The sequence below is a fragment of the Christiangramia aestuarii genome (genome assembly GCF_009735585.1).
Lineage (GTDB): Bacteria > Bacteroidota > Bacteroidia > Flavobacteriales > Flavobacteriaceae > Christiangramia > Christiangramia aestuarii.
In genome coordinates, this window is the sequence record NZ_VJVW01000002.1 from 219,232 (window position 1) to 241,016 (window position 21,785).

Here is a 21,785-nt window from a genome sequence, read left to right on the forward strand (position 1 = left end):
TTCGATCTGATGAAATTTACATCGAACTCTCCCGACTACCCTGCCGGAAAGATTTACAGAAAATTAATTTAAGCCACGAAATCTGCGTTAGGGATTGTAGCGAAAAGCCCACAGCGACTGAAGGGAAGCGAGGACTTGCAGCGTAAAGCCCGGCACGAAGTGCAACGCCCAAAATAAATTTCATAATCTTTTTGTAACATTAAGAGTACTTCTTACGTATAACTATGTACAAGAGCTATGCACCATTAAAATCCAAGTAGAAGATAGATGAGACAACTGAAGATTACGAAGCAGGTAACCAATCGTGAAACCGCTTCGTTAGACAAGTATTTGCAAGAAATTGGAAAAGTAGACCTGATCACCGCTGATGAAGAGGTAGAATTGGCACAAAGAATTAAAGCGGGAGATAACCGTGCCTTAGAGAAACTAACCAAAGCGAACCTTCGTTTTGTGGTTTCTGTAGCAAAACAATATCAAAACCAGGGATTAACCCTTCCCGACCTTATTAATGAAGGTAATTTAGGATTAATTAAAGCTGCGAAACGTTTTGACGAAACTCGTGGTTTTAAATTTATATCATATGCTGTATGGTGGATTAGACAATCTATCCTGCAGGCATTAGCCGAGCAATCGAGAATTGTTCGTTTACCATTGAACAAAATTGGTTCAATAAATAAGATCAACAAGACTTTTGCTTTCTTAGAGCAGTCACATGAGCGTCCGCCAAGTGCTGAGGAGATCGCGAAAGAATTGGATATGACCATTAATGACGTTAAGGAATCCATGAAGAATTCCGGGCGTCACGTATCTATGGATGCTCCTTTAGTTGAAGGAGAAGACTCTAACCTGTATGACGTTTTACGTTCTGGTGAGTCACCAAATCCAGATAAGGAGCTATTGCACGAATCTCTTAGAACAGAGATAGAGCGTGCTTTAGAAACACTAACGCCACGTGAGGCCGATGTGATAAGACTTTATTTTGGACTGGGTGATCAACATCCTATGACATTAGAAGAGATTGGCGAGACTTTTGATCTAACCAGAGAAAGAGTACGCCAGATCAAAGAAAAAGCCATAAGAAGATTAAAGCATACGTCTAGAAGTAAAATTTTAAAAACGTATCTTGGCTAAGATATTTAAAGTGACAACAGTTTAGTGGCGGCGTGATGAACCGACATGAAAATAACTGTTCGTTTTTTGATTGATGAATGACCCCGGAGTGATGACCGGGGTTTTTTCTTGCCCAATTTTTCCTCTTACTATTGATCCTTTTAATTAAAGCATTCTTTCCATTTATAGGGAAAGAATTAGTTATACCTGTTTTTCTTAGTATTTTTGCGATATAACAACAATACAACTATGAGTAAGACTTTAATTGCCCCTTCTATGCTGGCTTCCGACTTTGGAAACCTTCAGCGTGATACTGAAATGGTTAACAAGAGTGAAGCCGACTGGTTTCATATAGATATCATGGACGGGGTCTTTGTACCCAACATTTCCTACGGGATGCCCGTTTTGCAGGCAATTACCAAACATGCGACCAAAACGATCGATGTGCATTTAATGATCATTGATCCAGACCGATATATTAAAGATTTTGCTAAACTTGGCGCTGATATACTTACCGTACACTACGAAGCATGCACTCACCTTCACCGAACTTTGCAGGCCATTAAGGCAGAAGGGATGAAAGCCGGGGTGGCGCTTAATCCACATACTAGTGTAGAGCTTCTAAAGGATGTTATAAATGATATAGACCTGGTGCTTATCATGAGCGTGAACCCGGGATTCGGCGGGCAAAGCTTTATTGAGAACACCTACAGGAAGGTAAAACGAATAAAAGAGATCATTGTTGAAAATAACGCGGAAACCATCATCGAGGTAGATGGTGGGGTGACCGACAAAAACGCAGCGGAACTTTCTAAAGCCGGTGCAGATGTGCTTGTTGCCGGTAGTTTCGTTTTTAAATCTGAAGATCAGCTTGGAACCATTAAAAACCTGAAGCAAGTTGCAAATTCCTAAGAATAAATATGAGGTAGTAATCATTGGTGGTGGTCCCATTGGAATCGCCTGTGCGCTGGAAGCCGAAAAGAAAGGCCTTTCCTACGTGATCCTTGAAAAGGGCTGCCTGGTAAATTCGCTTTACCACTACCCTACCAATATGACGTTTTTTTCGACTTCGGAAAAGCTGGAACTGGACAATATTCCATTCATAAGCAATAATCCGAAACCGGGAAAGCGTGAGGCGCTGGAATACTATCGAAGGATCGTTACCTCGAATGATATCAACATACATTTATTTGAAAAGGTAAATTCTGTAGAAACCAATCCAGACCAAACCCATACTGTAAAGACCACTAAGGGAGAATATATCGCGGAAAATGTGATCGTGGCGACCGGTTTTTATGATATTCCGAATTACCTGGGAATCCCGGGAGAGGAATTGCCAAAGGTTTCACATTACTATAACGATCCGCATTATTATGCTACCCAGAAAACCATTGTGGTAGGTGCCAGCAACTCGGCGGTAGATGCGGCGCTGGAGATCTATCGTAAAGGTGGCGATGTGACCATGATCGTTAGAAAACCTGAAATTGGTGAAAGAGTGAAATACTGGGTTAGGCCAGATATCATTAACCGGATTAAAGAAGGAAGTATCAAAGCTCATTTCAACTCATCTTTAAAAGAAATCAGAGAGCATGAGGTGGTAGTTCAGACGCCGGAGGGGGAAGAAGTTCTTGAAAATGATTTTGTCCTCTTATTAACCGGATACAGGCCTAATTTTGGATTTTTACAGGATATTGGCATCAAACTTTCAGACGATGGGCGTAAGATCCCGGAATATCATGAGGAAACCATGGAAACCAATATTCCCGGAATATTCCTCGCTGGTGTAATCTGCGGCGGAGTGGAAACGCATAAATGGTTCATCGAGAATTCGAGGGTGCACGCTAAAATGATCATGGATTACCTGCATCAAAAGACCAAAGTTTCCTAAACAGGGAAATACAAAAATTGAACTAGCATAAAATTAAAATGGCCCTTTTTTCAAAGGGCCATTTTCAGTTAACACCGAACCTAAAATTTGAAACCGAGTTTCAAAAAGGTCTGCCCGAAAAAGGAAAAGGTATTGGAATTTGCTTCCAGGTTCTCTAACCCCGGCCCGGGACTTTTCTGGCTGTAAGCATACAGGTATGATACAGGTTTAACCTCTGCACCCATGTACAAACCTTCCATTAGATGGAAGTCTACTCCTCCTATAATCTGTGCGCCCACACCAAATACCTCGGTATGTCGTTCACCTATATCCACGATAACCGGTTCATTAGCCTGGGTAATCACGGCCGGATCGTAGGCAGATCGCCTGGCATAATAAAAGGGAAACGTGAATCCCACATAAGGTGAAACCCTTTTAAACCTGGAATCGAAATGCAATTCTGCTCCCAGATTAAAATTAAGATCGGTTCTTTTATCAGATTCCACCGAAGCATAATTTGGGATCCAGACCTGGTTATTTTCCTCTTCAAAATTGGTAAAACTTTCAATATTAGACCTTGAAGGGGTATTCCTAAAGATAGCGCCCCCACTTAATTTCAGGGCAAATCTATTCGAAAGGAAAAACCTTCCCTCTACCCCCACCATATTGGAAGCATCATTTTCGTTCGGGTCTATCATATCGGCATACGGGCCCTCTCCTTCAACAGTCCAGTTTACTACCGGAGATGAAGGTGCCATAAGACCGGTATCAAAAAAGTTACCCCTACCAAAAAGTACTGAGATGGAGAAATCTCCCCCTACCGGGGCATATATATCTGTAGTATCTATCTCTTCAATTTGCTGGGCAGTTGCACCCAGAATACCGAAAAGAAGAATACCATAAGTGATTATTTTTTTCATGTTATATCCTATTAATTTTATTAGTAAAGAATTAAAATGGAAGCCCCGCCTCCACGGGGCTTCTTGAACTAATAGGATTAGTTGTTATCAACGATTTCGTAGAACATTTCAAGATATTGATCGGCCAGGTCTTTAAGAGCTTCATACTCCTCCATAAGGCGAGCAATCCTGTCTTCAGTTCTTTGGATCATCGCTTCCATTTCTGAAGCCTCAAAAGCATTCTGGACTAGCAATTCCTGATTTTGCTCGATCTCTGCCTCCAGGGCTGCGATCTGGTCCTGGTAGGCCGCGATCTGGTTTTCAAAGTCTGCTACAGAACGATTTGGATCGTTCAGGTAATAGTAAAGATCCCATCTAAGATCCCATTGAGATCCTAATTCCGATTCAATTTCAGAAACGGCATACCAGGCCTCATAATATTCTGAGGTAAGCTCATTCAAAGTAGCCCAAAATTCTTCAGCATTACTAACACCAAGATTACTAAAAATAGCCTCTAATCTTTCTTGATTATAATTGATATTATCATTTAAATTAATAACAGCATTATTGTAACTAGCCAAGGTAGACGTCAATCGAGAAATACGATTAAGTAATCCCCTATAATTTTCATTGGAGTTAAAATTGTTTAATGTGCTAACTGCATCTCCATACGGTGTACCTGGGATAGGATTATCATACATCCAAATACGGGCATTGTAAGTATAGCCCTCAAACTCCCATGTGTTTGTGTCTGAATTATAAGACCATTCAGACACTGGACCTCCATAATAATCTCCGGCATATTCAATAATATTCTGCTTAGCAGCATCGTATGCCTCTTGAGCTTGTGCTAAATCATCAGTGGTTCCATTAAATTCAGCATATTTTAGATCATACCATTCTTCTTCGGCCACCTGCGTAAGATTTATCAAAGTTGCATACTCATCCTCTAGCGAACTCTCAATATCAGAAATATCTTGTGTATAAGGTTCTATTCTTTCTGATGCTTCAGCCAGATTCTCTTCAAGTTTTGAAATTTCAGTTTGATACAGACCTATCAATTCCTTATCATTTTCGATATAGGAAATTCTGTCTCCAACTTCAGATGCTCTTGATGCGAAGGTCTCGTAGATATTATAAATTCTTTCCATTGCCAAGTTGCCTTCGTTTAACGCAGCCTCGAGTTCATCGATTCGATTTTCCACCTGGGTAAGTTCTTCCCTAACATCTTCGGCATTGGCATTAAGACCTTGCAGGCGAGATATATTGGCTTCAATTGCTTCGATCTCTGCAAGATCGGCATCGATCTGAGCTTGTAACTCTGCTTCTACTTCTCCGAAGTTAAGCACATTGCCTTCGGCATCCAGATTGGCTTCATACCTGGATACAATAGTCTTTAAATTGTTTATCTGATCTAGTTTATTGCCTGCACGCATCGTATTGGTCTCATAAAGATCCAGATAACCCTGGGCAGTCTCATTGATCTGGGCAGCGAGTGCATCTACCGCCTGCTGGGTAGCAAGACGTGCCTGGGCGGCAGCTAATTCGGCCTGGGCAATTTCAGTTTGAAGTCGTGCTTTTTCAGCTGCCAATTCGGCTTCCAATAGTTCTTTCTGGTACTGGGCCTCGGCCACGGCAGCCTCAAGCTTGGCTATTTCGCTGGCAGTCCTGGCTTCCATCAATGCCTCTTCGTAAGCAGCCTGAGCTTCCATTAGGGCGGTTTCTGCAGTCATCATCGCGATCTTAGCTTCGCTTTCTGCCTTGGCGATTTCAGCCTGGGCCTGTAAAAGGGCTGCCTGTGCAGCCTGGGTTTCGGCCTGGGCAGTTTCAAAAGCAGCCTGGGCTCTGAGGTAATCTGCCTGGGCGCTGCGAAGTTCCTCTACCTGAGGTGAAATATCCTCAGATACACAAGAAGTTAATAAGACACTGGTACCTATCGCACAATAGGTGAAAAACTTGGTAATTGTTCTCATAGTTGAAAATTTAGATTTTTAAATTTTAACAAATGAAAAGATTTAAGGCACTGGAAGAAATACCCATCGGAGGGTATTTTTTAAGAATATTTTATGTTTTTCAGCATAAAAACAGCCTTTTTAGGTCCATAAAATATCTATAATCTTATTTTTTAGTTAAAAATCAGATAAAAGATGAAAATGAAATTATTCGGAAAATGCTGCTCTAAATTAGCATCAAAATCATTTTCAGAATAGCTTAAACAGGAAAAATCAAACATAAAAAAAGGGCGATTTTAAATTTAAAATCGCCCTTGATAATATTTTATTAGATCAAGCTTAGTCCATCAAGACTACTGAATTGGAACCTATTCCTTTTCTTCTACCAATCAATTTCCCGTAAAACTCAAGATCTTCGTGATTATTCCTGAAAGAATGGTCTACTTTCCTGCCAATCTCTTCCAGCGGAAAGGTATAGACTTCTATCTCTGGATAACCATCAAACTTATCAGATTTACTGATCCCGATTTCTATAGAATTCTTTGCTTTGTTGTAGACAACAAATTCTGCCAGGAAATTATGCCTTAAAAGGTCGACACAATCCTGGGAAAGTGTTTCACATTCCTTGCATTCTGATATATACATCTTCACTAGTTCTTTTAAAGATGCTCTTAACTGGTTAGAATTAAAATAAGCTGCCATTGGTGTTAGGTTTTTAACTTTGATGGCTAATTTATCGGATAAGCTTTCTCCCTGAAACTATTTATATAAGATTTAACGCCAAGGTTTAAAAAAAATGAAATTTTATCATCTAAACCAATTTTCCTTAAAGCAAGTTTAAGAGAATCAGGCTCCGGCAAAACTCCCGGAGCCTGATATCTATTAATCAATTATGATCTGTCTTTCGTAGCTTTGACCATTCCCGGTTACCAGCTTGCAGATATATACTCCACTAGGCAGGTTACCCCGATCAAATCTCACCCTTACCAGTTCATTAGCATTCACGACTGCGGAATGCAGGGATCTAAGCTGTCTTCCGTTCATATCGAAGATCAAAAGGTCTGCCTTTAATCTTTCTTTTAAGCTAAACCTGATCTCACAATCGCTTTGCATTGGGTTTGGTGCCACTTCCAGGGAATTCAGAATTATTGGAGCCTCCGCTTCTACTACCTGAGCCTGAACTTTTTCTGCAGATTCCATGGTTTTAGTATTTCCTCCACCTTTTGGTTTATGTATTACTATGGAACCGCCACCAATTTCGGTTGTAGCATCGGCATTTTCGGCCATAGTTCCCTCATTATCGTAGATAACCGAACTCGAAGAACCACTTGACCAGACCTTTATCCTGAATCTGTCTATTCCGTCACCTCCCGTGGCATGACCATCGATAACGGTGACCATGAACTTATGATCTCCAGACCCATTTACGGTTCCACTACCTCTATAGGTAGCTTTTTTATTACCAGAAATTACCAGTGACATATCATCATGTTTAAAACTCTTGAAATGGAAATCACCTTCTTTAAACTGGAAGTTGGTATTACCATCAACTTCGGTCATGTTATTTTTACCTGTTTTATATTTGGCATTAAAGCCGAAATTCGCTTTTCCAGTTGCTGATGGATTAATGGTATAATCTCCAGGTTTAGAAGTGATCCAGCCACCACCGGTAACGAAACCGCCTGATGGATCGTAGATCACTAAATAATCGTAAAGTTGAAGAGACTCATTCCCACAGGCGTCTGAAATTACCAACAATACGCTATACACTCCAGTTCCTGTTGGATTTTCACTAGTTTCAAAAATGCTGGAATCGAAAGTGCCCTGAACAAAATTGCCATTAAAAATCCCGGCCTTTTCAAATGGTGCTACGATAGGAGCGATAATTTCTCCATTAAGAATATAATCATCGAAATTACCATCAGGATTAAAATACCAGGTTGCGGTTAGACCCGAACAATTGTCTCCAGTTGAAGGAGCCTGAATAGTAAAGGTTTGATTTACTGCTACCGGATCTAATGATTCTATGGCACCTAAATTAGGAGCGGTTTTATCTTCCACTGTGATCGTTTGAACAAGATCTGTAGTCAGTCCTCCACAATCTGTTAAGGTATAGGTCCTGGTAATAATATAAGGATCACCATTACAGCCAGCTCCTCCATTATCGGTATCAGCCACCGTTACTGTAACAGCTCCTCCACAATTGTCTGCCTCATCTGTAATGGCTTCGATATCGGCAACAGGCACATCGGCGATGCACTCCAAGCCGGTAATATCAGCAGGGACTGTTCCCGTTGGTGGTGTAGTGTCTTCCACTGTGATCGTTTGAACAAGATCTGTAGTCAGTCCACCACAATCTGTTAAGGTATAGGTCCTGGTAACAATATAAGGATCACCATTACAGCCAGCTCCTCCATTATCGGTGTCAGCCACCGTTACTGTAACAGCTCCTCCACAATTGTCTGCCTCATCTGTAATGGCTTCAATATCGGCAACAGGCACATCGGCGATGCACTCCAAGCCGGTAATATCAGCAGGGACTGTTCCCGTTGGTGGTGTAGTGTCTTCCACTGTGATCGTTTGAGTATGAGAGGTGGTTAGTCCGCATTCATCGGTCGCAGTCCAAACACGGGTCAGAGTATAGTCTCCTCCACAATTACCAGCTGTAGTGGTTTCATTAAAACTAACCGTGGCCGATCCACAATTATCAGTCGCGGTAAGTGTTTCAGCGGCGGGAACAGCATCACACTCAACGGTATCATCACCGGAAAGTGCCTCTACAAAAGCTGGTGGGGTCGTATCTTTAATAAAAAAGGTTGCAGTAGTTGAATTAGACTTATTATTAGAATCTGTAGCGGTAAAGGTTACCGTCACTGAACCAGTAGATCCACATTCATCACTAATACCATTATAATTATTGCTCCAGGTCACACCCCCACAGTTATCAGAAGCAGAGGCTCCGCCATTGCTGTTGAGCCAGGCTTGAAGATCAGAAGCATTTCCTGCACCGTCGCATTCCACCTCCTTATCCACTGCCTGGACATCAATATTAGGAGGTGTGGTATCCTCCACAGTTATCTGCACTACATTCGATTCATTCTGCGCACAATTTGCTGAGTTAACTTTTCTCTTGAACCAAGTTGTCTGAGATAAAATTCCCGGACTATAATCCTTAGAGTTATTTGTTCCCGAGGCAGCTGTGAATCCAGAACTGGCACTAGAGGTGCTACTTTCCCATACATAGGCATAACTGCCATCTCCTCCTGATGGAGTAGATCCGGTTAATGCAGCAGGAACACTACCAGGACAAATGGTCTGAGGTCCAACAATACTATTATCTCCAATAGCAGGAAAAACAGTTACCGAACTATTAATCGCATCAGAAATACATCCAGTGGTACTATTCCTCACGCTTAACGCAAAGGGTATTGAACTGCCACTGGCAGGGGAACTTAGATTCACGGTGATGGGGGAGGCTCCAAGGCTTCCATTGGTAACGGCTGTAATCCCGGTGCCTGATATACTATACTGGTTGGGACTTCCGGTAGTACCATAATAAGGAATCGTAAAAGAAGTGGCTCCAGCGCATATTGGAGAAATAGTTCCTAAAATAATGCTTGGTTTCGGATTAACCGTCACTGTAACAGAGGTCCTAGAAGAACTTCTACAAGCACCTCCAGGTTTTACGGCCTCAGCAAAATAAGTTTTAGTGGTAGTTGGAGATACGGAAAAGTTCGCCCCACTTGCACTTGACCCAATAGCTGTTCCTCCGGAAGAAGTTTCAAACCATTCAATCGTATTTCCAGATGATGTGGCATTTAGATTAGAAGATGCTCCACTACATATTGCGGTAGGAGTTGCAGTTACAGAAGTTGGTGCAGCTGGTGAGATACATGCTGAAATTTGAAAATTATTTTGCGTAAATGATCCTGCATACGGATTATTAGAAGGATCTCCATTGAAATCTGCCCTTAATCCACTAGACCCATTATATGGGCCTACCGGCTGTGTCACATTGTAATTAAAAATTGCAACTCCACTTGAGTTGGTTATTGCGCTACCAAGGGCAGTGCCTGAGTTTATAGAAAAAAAGATTGTACGACCTGAAATAGGGCTTCCATTCCCAGTACCTCCGCCTTGTTGTGTAAGGGTTGCTGTAAGAGTTATAGTGGTTCCCTGCTCTGCACTCGAGGGACTAGCCAGTATAATTTGACTATTAGAATCCGTAAAAGTGGTAGTGGCGACTAATCCAGAATTTTGACCCGTCGCAGTCAATACAAAAGCTACTCCAAGGTGATTTTCCTTAATCAAAAACCCATCATAATAAATATTTCCCTCAGAATCGGCTATAGCATTATCTCCAACAAATATTATGGTATAAGTAAATTGAAGAATTATACGCCGAAAACCAGCAAAGTCCTCCTAAATGATAAATGGAAATGAATATTTAAAGAAATAAAATCTTGCTTAGGTAAGATACTTAAATACTATATATACCGCCAGCACCACGCTTAGTGCTAAAATAATATTACGGTAAAGGTTGCTATAATCCTGGATCATAAATTATTGGTCTTTATCAGTTTTACAATGTAAATATCATCCTCTGGATTAAAAATGAGGGTTTTCCCCTATTTTCAATCCAATTTTTAGCATGATAATCTTAACCGATCTGGAATTAGATTAAAAAGAAAGATCCAAAAGAAGAATTTCTTTTGGATCTTTTAGTGACCCCGGCAGGATTCAAACCTGCAACCCTCAGAGCCGAAATCTGATGCGCTATTCAGTTGCGCCACGGGGCCGTTACTCAGTTAGCAGTTCGCAGAAGATATAACCTCAGCACCACTGCTTTCTACATAACTTCTATGATAATTTTTTTCTTACGATCATGGAAATGGTCTTCCCGTCTGCCTTTCCGGCCAGTTCTCCGGTAGCCATACCCATTACCTTTCCCATATCCTGCATTCCAGAAGCACCAGATTTGGCGATGATCTCATCTACTTTAGCTTCGATCTCTGCCTCGCTCATCTGTTCCGGAAGGAATTGTTCGATCACGGCAGCCTGCTGCAGTTCTGGCTCGGCAAGGTCTTCCCTGCCCTGCTCCTTATAGATCTGCGCGCTGTCCTTGCGTTGTTTTACAAGTTTTTGCAAAAGCTTCATTTCTTCTTCCTCGGTTAACCCATCTTTAGAAGAAGATTCTGTATTCGCCAGTAAGATAGCTCCCTTTACGGCTCTCATGGCCTCAAGTTTCATGCTGTCTTTAGCTTTCATTGCGGCCTTCATTTCGGCCATCACTTTTTCCTGTAAACTCATAATGCAAAATTAACGCTGCGAAGATAAAATTTTCTGCTCGAAATTACCACTTATTTATCCCTGTAAAAATAAGTATCTTCAAGTTTTGAAATTGAATCTTATGATGTCCCGCCTCTTTTATGCCTGTTTGTTTTTCATCATCTTCCAAAGCACTGAAGCCCAGCAAAAATACGTGGATAGCTTATTTGCGGTTGGAAAAACCCAGACAGAAGTTTATGCGGAAAAGAATAATGAAAAACTTATCATCGACCTCTATTTCCCGGAAAACAATGACGAAAAAAGGCCATTGATCGTCTTTATGCATGGAGGTGGCTTTGCCGGAGGAAGCCCTAAAAACCCACAGGAGGTGAAATTCGCCCGGATGGCTGCTGCCAGGGGTTACGCCGTAGGTCTTATTTCCTACAGGCTTTCTCGCAAAGGCCAGTCTTTTGGTTGCGACTATGATGCTGAAGGAAAGATGGAAACTTTTCAAAAAGCGGCTACAGATCTTATGGATGGCTTCAAATACCTTAAGGATCATTCTGCTGACCTTAAAATCGATCCCGAGATCACCGTAGTTGGCGGCAGCAGTGCCGGGGCCGAAGCCGTTCTGAATGCCGTTTATAATCCACAGCTCATGTTCAAGAATTCTGAAAATTATTCTGAGATCAATATTTCGGCGGTAATGTCGCTGGCCGGAGCACTACTAGACGTAAGGTATATAACAGAAGACCTGGCCATCCCGGGTATCTTTTTCCATGGAACAAAAGATAACCTGGTGCCCTATGCCACCGCCCCGCATCATTATTGTAAAACTTCAGATCCCGGGTACCTCATCCTTGATGGTTCCAAGACGATAGTTGAGAGACTGGAGCAGTTAGACACTTCTTATTTGTTCTACAGTTTCCAGGACGCCCGGCATGAGATCTCAGGAATGCCATTCGAATATTTACCGGAAGTTTTCGAATTTCTTCAGAAGGTAGTTTTCGACAAGACAAAAATTCAATCAAGTATCTATAAATGAAAAAGTATTTAATTCTAAAGGCCGTTATAATTTGCCTTTTCAGTATTAATCAAAGTTATGCCCAGCAGAAAAACTGGTATAAGGGAAACCTGCACACGCATTCCTACTGGAGCGATGGGGACGAGTTCCCTGAAATGATCATGGAATGGTATAAGGACAGGGATTACCAGTTCGTGGCATTATCAGATCATAATATCATCGCGGAAGGGGTGAAAGCAAAAATGGTCCCCCAGGAACCGCTATACGAGAAGGCTTTTGCAGAATATCTGGATAAATATGGGGAAGACTGGATAAACTACAGAAAGACCGAAAAAGGCATACAGGTTCAGCTAAAGACCCTGCAGGAATTCCGGCCGCTTTTCGAGGAGGATGGGAAATTCATGATCTTCAAAGCTGAAGAGGTAACCTCTTACCTGGATAATAAGGCCGTACATATGGGAGCCATCAATATCGAGGAAGTTATTAAACCGAAAGATGGCGAGAACATCGTGGAGCTTATTCAGAATAACCTGGATGCCATCATAGAGCACGGTGAGAATACCGGCCGCCCCGTGCTGCAACATCTTAACCATCCAAATTTCACCTATGCCATTTCAGCAGAAGACATCAAGCAACTTGATGGAGAAAGATTCTTCGAGGTATTTAACGGTCATCCTTATGTTAACAATTATGGAGACAGCATTCACGACAGTACCGAGGAGATGTGGGACCAGGTGAATATCGCCTACCACGCTATGAAAAAGCCTCTCTTGCTGGGAATCGCCACAGATGACAGTCACCATTACCATAAATTTGGATCTCAATGGAGCAATGCCGGCAGAGGCTGGGTAGAGGTCAGGGCTTCAGAACTTACTCCCGAAGCCATTATCGAAGCCATGCAGAAGGGAGATTTTTACGCCAGTACCGGGGTGGAACTTTCTGATGTGAACTTCCAGGATCATACCTTATCGATCAAGATCAGGGAAAAAAAGGACGTGCATTACGAGATAAGATTCATCGGGGTAAAAGAAGGCAGCCTGAAAAGCGAAGTCCTTCAAATTACTGAAGGCAGCGAAGCCAGTTTCAATATCCCAGAAAATGTCCTGTTCGTTCGCGCTAAGATCGTTTCAGATAAACTGAAGAAGAATCCGTACCGAGAAGGTGATACCGAAGTCGCCTGGACGCAACCGGTCACCAGAAATTAACCTCTGTAATGAAAATTTTCAATCTCCTACTGCTCTGCCATCTATTTCTGAGTTTTGGAGCACAAGCTCAAAGGCAGGTAAAAACAATGAATTCCGGCTGGGAATTTAAATTAGAGAATTCAGCCGAAAGTGAAACTGTAAACATCCCTCACACCTGGAATGCCCGGGATGCCTTTACGAAAGGCCAATATTTTCGGGGGAAAGGAGTTTACCAAAAGCAGATCTTTATCCCGCAATCCTGGGAAGAGCGAAAGGTTTTCTTAAAATTTGAAGCGGCCAATCAGGTTACAAAACTGTTCGTGAATGATAAACTGGCTGGAGAACATACAGGCGGGTATACCGCTTTTGTTTTCGAGCTAAGCGATAAGCTGAAATTTGGACAGGAAAACCAGATCAGGATAGAAGTAGATAATTCTCATGATCTGGACATTCCACCTCTCGAAGCCGATTTTAATTTCTATGGTGGTATCTACAGGGATATCAAAATGATAGTTACCGGGAAGAGCCATTTCAAACTGACCGGAGAACGTGCCGGGAATCTGCTCATCAAAACTCCCCAGGTAAGCAGGGAGAAAGCCCGGATCACTTTTGAAGGAGAGGTTGAAGGCATTTCTAAAGAGCTAAGGATTGAACTAAATATTAGGGATCCGAAAGGCGAAAATCTTAGCAGCCAGAAAAAGGATATCACTTCAAAAGATTTCATTTTCGAGCTCGATATCGACCAGCCAAACTTATGGTCACCAGACAACCCGAACCTCTATAGCCTTGAAGCAAACCTGATAGACCGGGACGGAAAGATCCTGGACAGTTTCACTTCGAAATTTGGCTGTCGCTGGTTTAAAGCCGATCCAGAAATGGGCTTTATTTTGAATGGAAAACCAATTAAACTTATTGGAGCCAATCGCCACCAGGATTTCGAAAATATGGGCAATGCCGTTCCCAATTCCATCCACCAAAAGGATTATAAAATGATCAAGGAAATGGGAGCAAATTTTATAAGGACTGCACATTATCCCCAGGATCCCGAGGTATACAGGATTTGCGACGAACTGGGCTTACTGGTCTGGACAGAAATACCCGTGATCAATGATGTAACAGATACAGACGCTTATCACCAGAATTCGATTAATATGCAACGTGAGCAGATCTTACAGTTATATAATCATCCTTCCATTGTATTCTGGGGATATATGAACGAGATCTTCATTAGGCTGGTGTTCACCGGGAACATGAGCGAAGCTGCCAGGAAGGCTAAGATCGAAACTAGTGTAGAACTTGCGAAAAAGCTGGAGGCCGAAACCAAGAAACTGGATTCCAACAGGCTGAGCGTAATGGCCCTGCACGAGAATGAGATCTATAATAGCTCGAAAATAGCCGATATTCCAGACGTGATCGGCTGGAACCTTTATTTTGGCTGGTATACCCCGGGGCTTGAGAACCTGGGTAAATTCCTCGACGAGCAGCATAAAAGGTTTCCAGACCGGCCGATCCTGATTTCAGAATATGGCCCTGGAAGTGATTCACGTATTCAGACCAATACCCCCAAACCCTGGGATTATAGCGAGTCTTACCAGCTTAAGAGCCATGTGAGCTATTTTAACCAGGTATTGGAAAGAGATTATATGCTGGGGATGGCGGCATGGAACTTTGCCGATTTTGGCTCTTCCGGAAGGCAGGATAGCAGGCCTTACATCAACCAGAAAGGCCTGGTGAACTTTAACCGGGAACCCAAGGACATTTACCATTATTACCAGGCGAGGCTGCTAGAGGAGGATTTCGTCTATATCGCCGGAAAGGATTTCAGCAGCTGTTACCTCAATAAAATAGAAAATGTGGCGGTCAAGGTGTTTTCGAATTCAGATGAAGTAGCGCTTATAGTTGATGATAACGAGAAATTAAAAGCACAGGTTAAAGACAATATTGCTGAATTCAACCTCGACCTGCCCGAAGGTAAACACAGGCTGAAAGCTATTTCAGGAAAGGCAGAACACCAAAGAGATATAGAGGTGATATTCAGAAAAAACTTGCTTGCGAATATTCAGAAGGAGCCTTTAAGAATAAATGTGGGTGCTCATACTTATTTTACTGAGGAGCAAACCGGGGAGGTCTGGATCAGAGACCAGGCGTTCCAGGGAAATCAATTTGGATACTCAGGCGGAGAAATATTCCAGCAATCTGCCAGCAAATTCCAGGGTACGGCCTCGAATATTGCACTTACCGACAAGGAACCTTTATTCCAAACCATGAGAGAGGGCCTGGATAGTTATAATTTCGAGGTTCCTGCAGGGAATTACCGGGTCAGCCTTTTCTTTACAGAGCCTAATCGAAAAGTTTCTGCCAGGAACATTTATAACCTGGGGTCTGATGCAGCAGAGATCAAAGAGGAAATAAGAAGTTTCGACATCCTGATAAACGACCACCTTGTTGAAGAAGACCTTAACCTGGCGCGGGATTACGGGATTCTACAGGCAGTAGAGCTCAATTATGAGATCTCCATAGAAGAGGACCTGTTGAGAATTGAGTTTAAGCCTAGAAATGGCAAACCCTTACTTTCAGGGATAAAACTGGAAAAGCTTTAAATAAAAAAAGCCCCGGAATGAAACAATTCCCGGGGCTTTCACAACTAAAACTACAATTATTACTTTTTCAGGGTAAAAGACGCCTCAAAATCGGCATCAGAAGAACCTGCTATGAAGAATTCAAATTCTCCTGGTTCAGCTACATGCTCCAGGCTGGAATTATAAAATTTGAGATCTTCGGCGCTAATTTTAAAGCTAACCGTCTTAGACTCTCCTTTTTTCAGCATAACCTTCTTAAAGCCTTTCAATTCCTTTCCGGGAGGAGTTACGCTTCTCACCTTATCATGAATATACAGCTGTACGATCTCCTCACCGTCGCGGTCACCGGTATTGGTCACGGTGGCACTTAACTGAATGCTGCCATCTTTCGCCAGGTCCTTAGAACCGGCCTTCACGTTGGAATATTCAAAAGTGGTGTAGCTAAGACCAAAACCAAATGGAAGCAGTGGTGAATTTGGAGAATCCAGGTAATTCGTTTTGAACTTCTGGAAATCTCCATTTTCGGGACCGGGCCTTCCGGTAGTTTTCATACGATAATGGATTGGCACCTGGCCTACACTTCTCGGCCAGCTATTGGTAAGTTTCCCAGATGGGTTATAATCACCAAAGATAACATCAGCCACGGCATTTCCGGCTTCCACACCCGGATGCCAGACCTGCAGGATACTCACCGGAAGGACCATCTCCTCTGAAATATCCAGTGGGCGACCACTCATAAGAACAAGTACCACAGGCTTGCCGGTTTTAGCCAGTTCATTGATCAGTTTTTTCTGGCTGGCCGGGATCCTGATATCGGTACGGCTGGCCGCCTCTCCACTCATTTCGGTAGCTTCACCCACCACGGCCACGATAATATCTGAATTATTAGCCAAATCAAGAGCCTCCCTTAGTAGGGCTTCAGGAGACTCTTCTGAGATTTGGATACGTTCTCCAAAGACATTCACCTTCTTCGCGAAGCTGGTGTCATTAGAAATATTCGCTCCCTTAGCGTAGCTGATCTTTGCTTGTGGAGCCACATTTTTCATCCCCTCAAGAATGGGTACAGATAATTGCGGATTCCCGGTAGGTGCCCAGGTTCCCAGCATATTATTCTTGTTATTCGCTAACGGACCTACCAGGGCGATCTTCGCATCTTTGGCCAGCGGTAGGGTATTGTTGTGCTTTTTCAACAAAACAAAAGACCTGGTAGCAGCTTTTCTGGCGAAATCCCTGTTTTCCCTGGTAAGTATATCTTTTTCTGGTCTGCGTTCATCAGAATATCTGTAAGGATCGTCCAAAAGGCCAAGCTTGTGTTTAGCTTCCAGTATCCTCCTGGCGGCCTTGGTAATCTGTTCTTCGGAAACCTTTCCTTCTTCCACAGATTTTTTAAGGGTGGTAAGGAAACCTTCCCCAACCATGTCCATATCCAGGCCGGCATTAATTGCCATAGCCGAAACTGCCTGCAGGTCGCCCATGCCATGAGCGATCATCTCGTTTACCGAAGTATAGTCTGAAACTACGAATCCGCCGAAGCCCCATCTTTCTCTTAAAAGATCGGTTAGCAACCATTTATTTCCAGAAGCGGGAATACCGTCAATATCGTTAAAAGAGGTCATGACACTTTCCACGCCCGCATCTACAGCGGCCTTATAAGGAGGCAAGTATTCATTGAACATTTTAAGTCGGCTCATATCTACCGAGTTGTAATCCCTACCAGCTTCAGGCGCACCATAAAGGGCCATGTGCTTTACAGTAGCGATCATGGTATTAGGCTGGGTAAGATCTTCTCCCTGGTAACCCTTCACCATGGCTTTAGCCACCTGGGATCCCAGGTAAGGATCCTCACCGGCTCCTTCGGCGATACGCCCCCATCTCGGGTCCCTGGCGATATCTACCATGGGCGAGAAGTTCCAGTTGATCCCATCTGCCGTAGCCTCTTTGGCGGCAAGTTGAGCAGCTTCCTGGATAAGTTCCATATCCCAGCTGGAAGAAAGTCCCAGCGGAATTGGATAAGTGGTTTTGTAACCATGTATGATATCTGAGCCTATCAAAAGCGGAATTCCCAAACGAGAAGATTTTACAGCTATATCCTGAGCCTGTCTAACCTTTTCCGGGCTTGATACCCCAAATACTCCCCCAACATTTCCGGCCTTGATCTTAGCCTCTACATCTTCACTAACCACAGAGCCTGTGGCCACACCCCCTCCGGGAGTTAAAAGGTTAAGCTGCCCTATCTTTTCTTCAAGGCTCATCTTTGATAATAATTCTTCTACTTCGGGAATATTCTTGCCGGTTTGGCCAATTGCCAGGCCGGTACTAAAAATCAGGAATAACCCGAAAATCTTTTTTAACGTCATAGTTTATTTTTTTGAATTTTTGAATAGCCACTCCAGTAAATAGGGTTCAGAGAATGCTGAATCCCAGCTGTTATGATTGTCATCTGGATAAAGTGAAAGCTTGGCATTTCCCCCATGATGGTTTATCTCCCGGGCCATGGTTTTGGAAAGTGCCGGCGGAACCACGTCATCCTTTTCTCCATGAAAGATCCAGATATTGAAAGCATTGGGATAGTCTGCAGCGATCTCTGGATTCGCCCCGCCGCAAATGGCAAAGGCCGCAGCGAACATTTCTGGTTTCTTGTAAATGATCTCGTAGGTACCCATTCCGCCCATAGAGAGTCCACCAACATATACCTTATCTTTATTTACGAAATCCTGGGCTACCACCGAGTCCATCATTTTCATGACCAGGCCTAATGACCTGGTTGGTGCCTCCCTGTTCTTAAAATCGAACTGGTAGGGCATACTGTCTCTTTTCACTTCTACCTTTGCCCAGTAATCCTCTTTCGGTGCCTGTGGGAAGATCACTATGGCAGGGAATTTCTCCCTGTTCTCTGGCTTAAGGAAAAGCTCACTTCCATGCACCAGTTGAGCTTCATTGTCGTTTCCTCTTTCACCCGCACCGTGCAATACTAGCACTACCGGGTATTTTTCAGATTCTGAAAAATCTTCCGGATATAATACCCTGTAATCAAGGGTATCACCCTCTGCAATAAAATGTTCCCTCTTAAAGTCTTCCTTAGTTTGAGCCTCCAGGGTAAGAGGCAGCATCAAAAGAATAGAGCCGAACATGATCATCAAATATTTGAGTCTATTTTTCATAACTAAAACCTAGTTTATTTAATCCGTTTTGTACTTCAGGAGCACCCATAAAAAGGTCCCAAAGCAAACCGGTTCTATAATTTTCTATCATAATAACCTGAGGCGCCTGGTCTATTGAAAGGTAACGGGGTGTCACCCATTTCTCGCTATCTTCGAGACTAAAGGCATCATAAAACCCGGCAGGCCCCCAGAGCAGCTCATTGAGATCTGTAAAGAAATAACGCATTGCTCTAAGCGATTTTTCCGGGGTATAAGGGATAGAACTAATGGCCGCAGTAGGAGAAACAACTCCCCGGTCATTATCTGGCGCATGGGCTGAGTAGCTTATCTCCCTGCCCTCTCGTTTAGTATAACTTGCAGTTATTCCCCACGAGGACGGACCATAGGCCCCAAAGTTCTCCGGGTTCTCCTGGCAATATTCGTAGTTAACCTTGGTATGATTTACATTCACTTTCCAATAATCAGCATATTTATCTGTTAGCCCCTTCGGATTTAGTCCCAGGTAAGAATAATGCGCCCAGAACAAAGGTCCTCCTTTGTCTCCAGGAGTATTATGCTTTAAAAGTAGAGGCATACCATAGGGAGCATTATCGGTCACTATATTGCCACTTCTTGCCCAACCCTGGTGATACACCTCAGGACTTATGGAATGATTATTTGAAGAAGCGGCCATGATATAGGTTATCAGGCATTCATTATAACCACCAATCTTAAAGTTTTTTTCAAAACCAAAATCAGGGCTCCAATGCCAGATAATTCCATTTTCGTTGTTCGTATACCAATCCCATTCTATCTCATTCCACAACTCGTTATATTTTTGAGCAACAGCCTTTTCTTTTTCGGTACCATTTTTCAGGTATTCTCTAACCGTGATAAAACCCTGCGCGAGATAAGAAGTCTCTACGATATCTCCTCCATTATCTTTAGGCCCGAAAAACTTGGTCTCACCGGTTTTTCCATTTATCCAGTGTGCCCAGGCTCCGTGATAACGTTCAGCAGAACTGAGAAAATCGGCGATCTTCTCAAGCCTTTCAAGTCCCTGTTCCCGGGAGATGAAACCTCTTTCCATACCCACCACAAGAACCATAAGTCCCATTCCAGAACCGCCGGTAGTCACAATGTGTTTATCATCCTTAGGATAATTTCCATCAGGATGAAAACGTGCTGGGGCCATGCCCGAATTAGGCTCGGAATAATCCCAGAAATATTTAAAGGTCTGTTTCTGCACAGTATCCATCAACTGCTCATCTGAGATCTCCTGTTTAGTTGGCTTCTCATGCTGTTCCAATTGTTTTTTCTTTCCGCCACAGGAAGAAAGCGTCAGGAAAACACCTATGAAAGCAAAGAATTTAAAAATTCTCATTAGCCTGCATCTTAAAATTAAAACCAAGTTTATCTAATCCGTTCTGTACTTCAGGAGCACCCATAAAGAGGTCCCATATCAACCCAGACCGATAATTTTCTATCATTACCACCATGGGTCCCTGGTCTATGGCCAGGTACTTCGGAGCCACCCATTTTTCACCTTCAAGGCTGTAGGCATCATAAAAACCGGCTGGTCCCCAAAGCAGGTCATTAAGATCTGTAAAAAAATATCTCATCGCATCCATAGACTTTTCCGGGGTATAAGGGATAGAGCTGATCGCTGCCGTGGGAGAAACCACGCCACGATCGTCATCTGGAGAATGGGCAGAATAACCAATGCCTCCATCTTCCTTTTTAGTATAACTGGCGGTTAGACCCCAGGAATTTGGCCCGTAGGTCTCAAAGTTCTTAGGATTCTCCTGACAGTACCTGTAATTAATCAGGCTATGGTTTACGTTGAGATCCCAGTAATCAGCATATTTATCTGAAAGTCCTTTCGGGTTCAAACCTAAATAAGAATAATGCGCCCAGAAGAGCGGACCTCCCTTATCTCCTACAGTATTATGTTTCAATAATAAAGGCAAACCATATGCTTCTGCGTTGGTGGTAATATCACCCCCACGGGCCCAGCCTTCGTGATAAGCTTCAGCATCTATGGCATGCTCTGGTGAAGAAGCGGCCATTACATAGGTAATGAGGCATTCGTTATATCCCTCGATCATGAAATCCATTTCCCACTCATAAATTGGCGACCAGTGCCAGTAAATACCGTCTTTATTGTTGGTATACCAGTTCCATTCTATGCCTTTCCATAACGCATCATATTTTTGAGCTACCTTCTTCTCTTCTTCTGAACCATTTTTGAGGTACTCTCTAACCACGATAAATCCCTGTGCCAGGAAAGAGGTTTCCACGATATCACCACCGTTGTCCTTTTCTCCGAAGGCCTGAACCTCTCCTGTCTCACCGTTAAGCCAATGAGACCAGGCGCCGTGAAACCTGGGAGCATTATCCAGAAAGTCGGCGATCTTATCCAGCCTGGCAACTGCAGAATCTCTAGGGATAAAACCCCTTTCGATTCCTGTAACAATGCCCATCAATCCAAATCCGCTGCCACCGGTAGTCACTACATGGGAGTCATTTTTAGGATAATTGCCATCCGGATGAAATCTTTCCCGGGCCATACCACTGTTAGGCTCGGCATAATCCCAGAAATATTTCAGGGTTTGTTTCTGAACAGTGTCCAAGAGAGCCTCATCTGATATCTCTTGTGAAGCAGTCTTCTCTCCTGAAAGATCCTTTTCTTTGGTTTCATTCTTACAACTCATAATGCTTAGAGCTACAAGCAGAAATATTGAAATTTTTCTTTTGATCAT

General features: G+C 43.0%; 15 protein-coding genes and 1 tRNA gene. 6 read left to right on the plus strand and 10 right to left on the minus strand.

From position 1 onward, the window contains the following. Nucleotides 1–267 precede the first annotated feature (267 nt). From FLP08_RS05060 to FLP08_RS05070, 3 genes are all read left to right on the plus strand, one after another. On the plus strand, nt 268–1,131 hold the full coding sequence (locus FLP08_RS05060) for a sigma-70 family RNA polymerase sigma factor (RefSeq protein WP_072552879.1): 864 nt from the start codon (nt 268–270) through the stop codon (nt 1,129–1,131). 228 nt (nt 1,132–1,359) lie between these two features. Continuing rightward, nucleotides 1,360–2,022 carry a ribulose-phosphate 3-epimerase gene (rpe, locus tag FLP08_RS05065; protein WP_156274696.1) on the plus strand — a complete coding sequence of 221 codons (663 nt, stop codon included), beginning with the start codon at nt 1,360–1,362 and terminating at the stop codon, nt 2,020–2,022. After that, nucleotides 2,009–2,998 carry a YpdA family putative bacillithiol disulfide reductase gene (locus FLP08_RS05070; protein ID WP_156274698.1) on the plus strand — a complete coding sequence of 330 codons (990 nt, stop codon included), beginning with the start codon at nt 2,009–2,011 and terminating at the stop codon, nt 2,996–2,998. Before rpe ends, FLP08_RS05070 begins: the two co-directional genes overlap by 14 nt. Nucleotides 2,999–3,078: 80 nt before the next feature. Here FLP08_RS05070 and FLP08_RS05075 read toward each other — a convergent pair whose 3' ends face one another. From FLP08_RS05075 to FLP08_RS05100, 6 genes are all read right to left on the minus strand, one after another. After that, a complete protein-coding gene (locus FLP08_RS05075) occupies nt 3,079–3,897 on the minus strand; it encodes a BT1926 family outer membrane beta-barrel protein (RefSeq protein ID WP_156274700.1) in 819 nt (272 codons plus the stop codon). Nucleotides 3,898–3,974: 77 nt separating this feature from the next. After that, complete coding sequence (locus FLP08_RS05080) at nt 3,975–5,849, minus strand: hypothetical protein (RefSeq protein ID WP_156274702.1); 1,875 nt, start codon at nt 5,847–5,849, stop codon at nt 3,975–3,977. Between the two features lie 318 nt (nt 5,850–6,167). Continuing rightward, on the minus strand, nt 6,168–6,530 hold the full coding sequence (locus FLP08_RS05085; protein WP_156274704.1) for a hypothetical protein: 363 nt from the start codon (nt 6,528–6,530) through the stop codon (nt 6,168–6,170). Between the two features lie 180 nt (nt 6,531–6,710). Next, nucleotides 6,711–10,139: a DUF8696 domain-containing protein gene (locus FLP08_RS05090; RefSeq protein ID WP_162430934.1), complete on the minus strand. Its 3,429-nt coding sequence runs from the start codon at nt 10,137–10,139 to the stop codon at nt 6,711–6,713. Nucleotides 10,140–10,553: 414 nt separating this feature from the next. Continuing rightward, nucleotides 10,554–10,627, minus strand: a tRNA-Arg gene (locus tag FLP08_RS05095). Between the two features lie 61 nt (nt 10,628–10,688). Then, nucleotides 10,689–11,138, minus strand: a complete 450-nt coding sequence (locus FLP08_RS05100; protein ID WP_156274708.1) for a GatB/YqeY domain-containing protein — start codon at nt 11,136–11,138, stop codon at nt 10,689–10,691. A 100-nt stretch (nt 11,139–11,238) separates the two neighbouring features. On the opposite strand from FLP08_RS05100, the gene FLP08_RS05105 reads away from it, so the two are divergent. Genes FLP08_RS05105 through FLP08_RS05115 form a run of 3 tightly spaced genes read left to right on the plus strand, consistent with a single transcriptional unit; the run spans nt 11,239 to nt 15,904 of the window. Next, nucleotides 11,239–12,141: an alpha/beta hydrolase gene (locus tag FLP08_RS05105; RefSeq protein WP_238388443.1), complete on the plus strand. Its 903-nt coding sequence runs from the start codon at nt 11,239–11,241 to the stop codon at nt 12,139–12,141. After that, a complete protein-coding gene (locus FLP08_RS05110) occupies nt 12,138–13,325 on the plus strand; it encodes a CehA/McbA family metallohydrolase domain-containing protein (protein WP_156274710.1) in 1,188 nt (395 codons plus the stop codon). The genes FLP08_RS05105 and FLP08_RS05110 overlap by 4 nt, the downstream gene beginning before the upstream one ends. Nucleotides 13,326–13,333: 8 nt before the next feature. Next, the gene (locus FLP08_RS05115) at nt 13,334–15,904 is read left to right on the plus strand and encodes a glycoside hydrolase family 2 TIM barrel-domain containing protein (RefSeq protein WP_156274712.1); all 2,571 of its coding nucleotides are present in this window, start codon (nt 13,334–13,336) and stop codon (nt 15,902–15,904) included. A 59-nt stretch (nt 15,905–15,963) separates the two neighbouring features. Here the strand turns inward: FLP08_RS05115 and bglX are convergent, their stop codons facing one another. Genes bglX through FLP08_RS05135 form a run of 4 tightly spaced genes read right to left on the minus strand, consistent with a single transcriptional unit; the run spans nt 15,964 to nt 21,785 of the window. Further along, nucleotides 15,964–18,240, minus strand: a complete 2,277-nt coding sequence (gene bglX, locus FLP08_RS05120) for a beta-glucosidase BglX (protein WP_156274714.1) — start codon at nt 18,238–18,240, stop codon at nt 15,964–15,966. A gap of 3 nt (nt 18,241–18,243) precedes the next feature. Further along, nucleotides 18,244–19,044, minus strand: a complete 801-nt coding sequence (locus FLP08_RS05125; protein WP_156274716.1) for a carboxylesterase family protein — start codon at nt 19,042–19,044, stop codon at nt 18,244–18,246. Next, the gene (locus FLP08_RS05130) at nt 19,034–20,407 is read right to left on the minus strand and encodes a glucoamylase family protein (RefSeq protein ID WP_156274718.1); all 1,374 of its coding nucleotides are present in this window, start codon (nt 20,405–20,407) and stop codon (nt 19,034–19,036) included. Before FLP08_RS05130 ends, FLP08_RS05125 begins: the two co-directional genes overlap by 11 nt. Continuing rightward, entirely contained in the window at nt 20,394–21,785 is a 1,392-nt protein-coding gene (locus tag FLP08_RS05135) for a glucoamylase family protein (protein WP_156274720.1), read from the minus strand. Before FLP08_RS05135 ends, FLP08_RS05130 begins: the two co-directional genes overlap by 14 nt.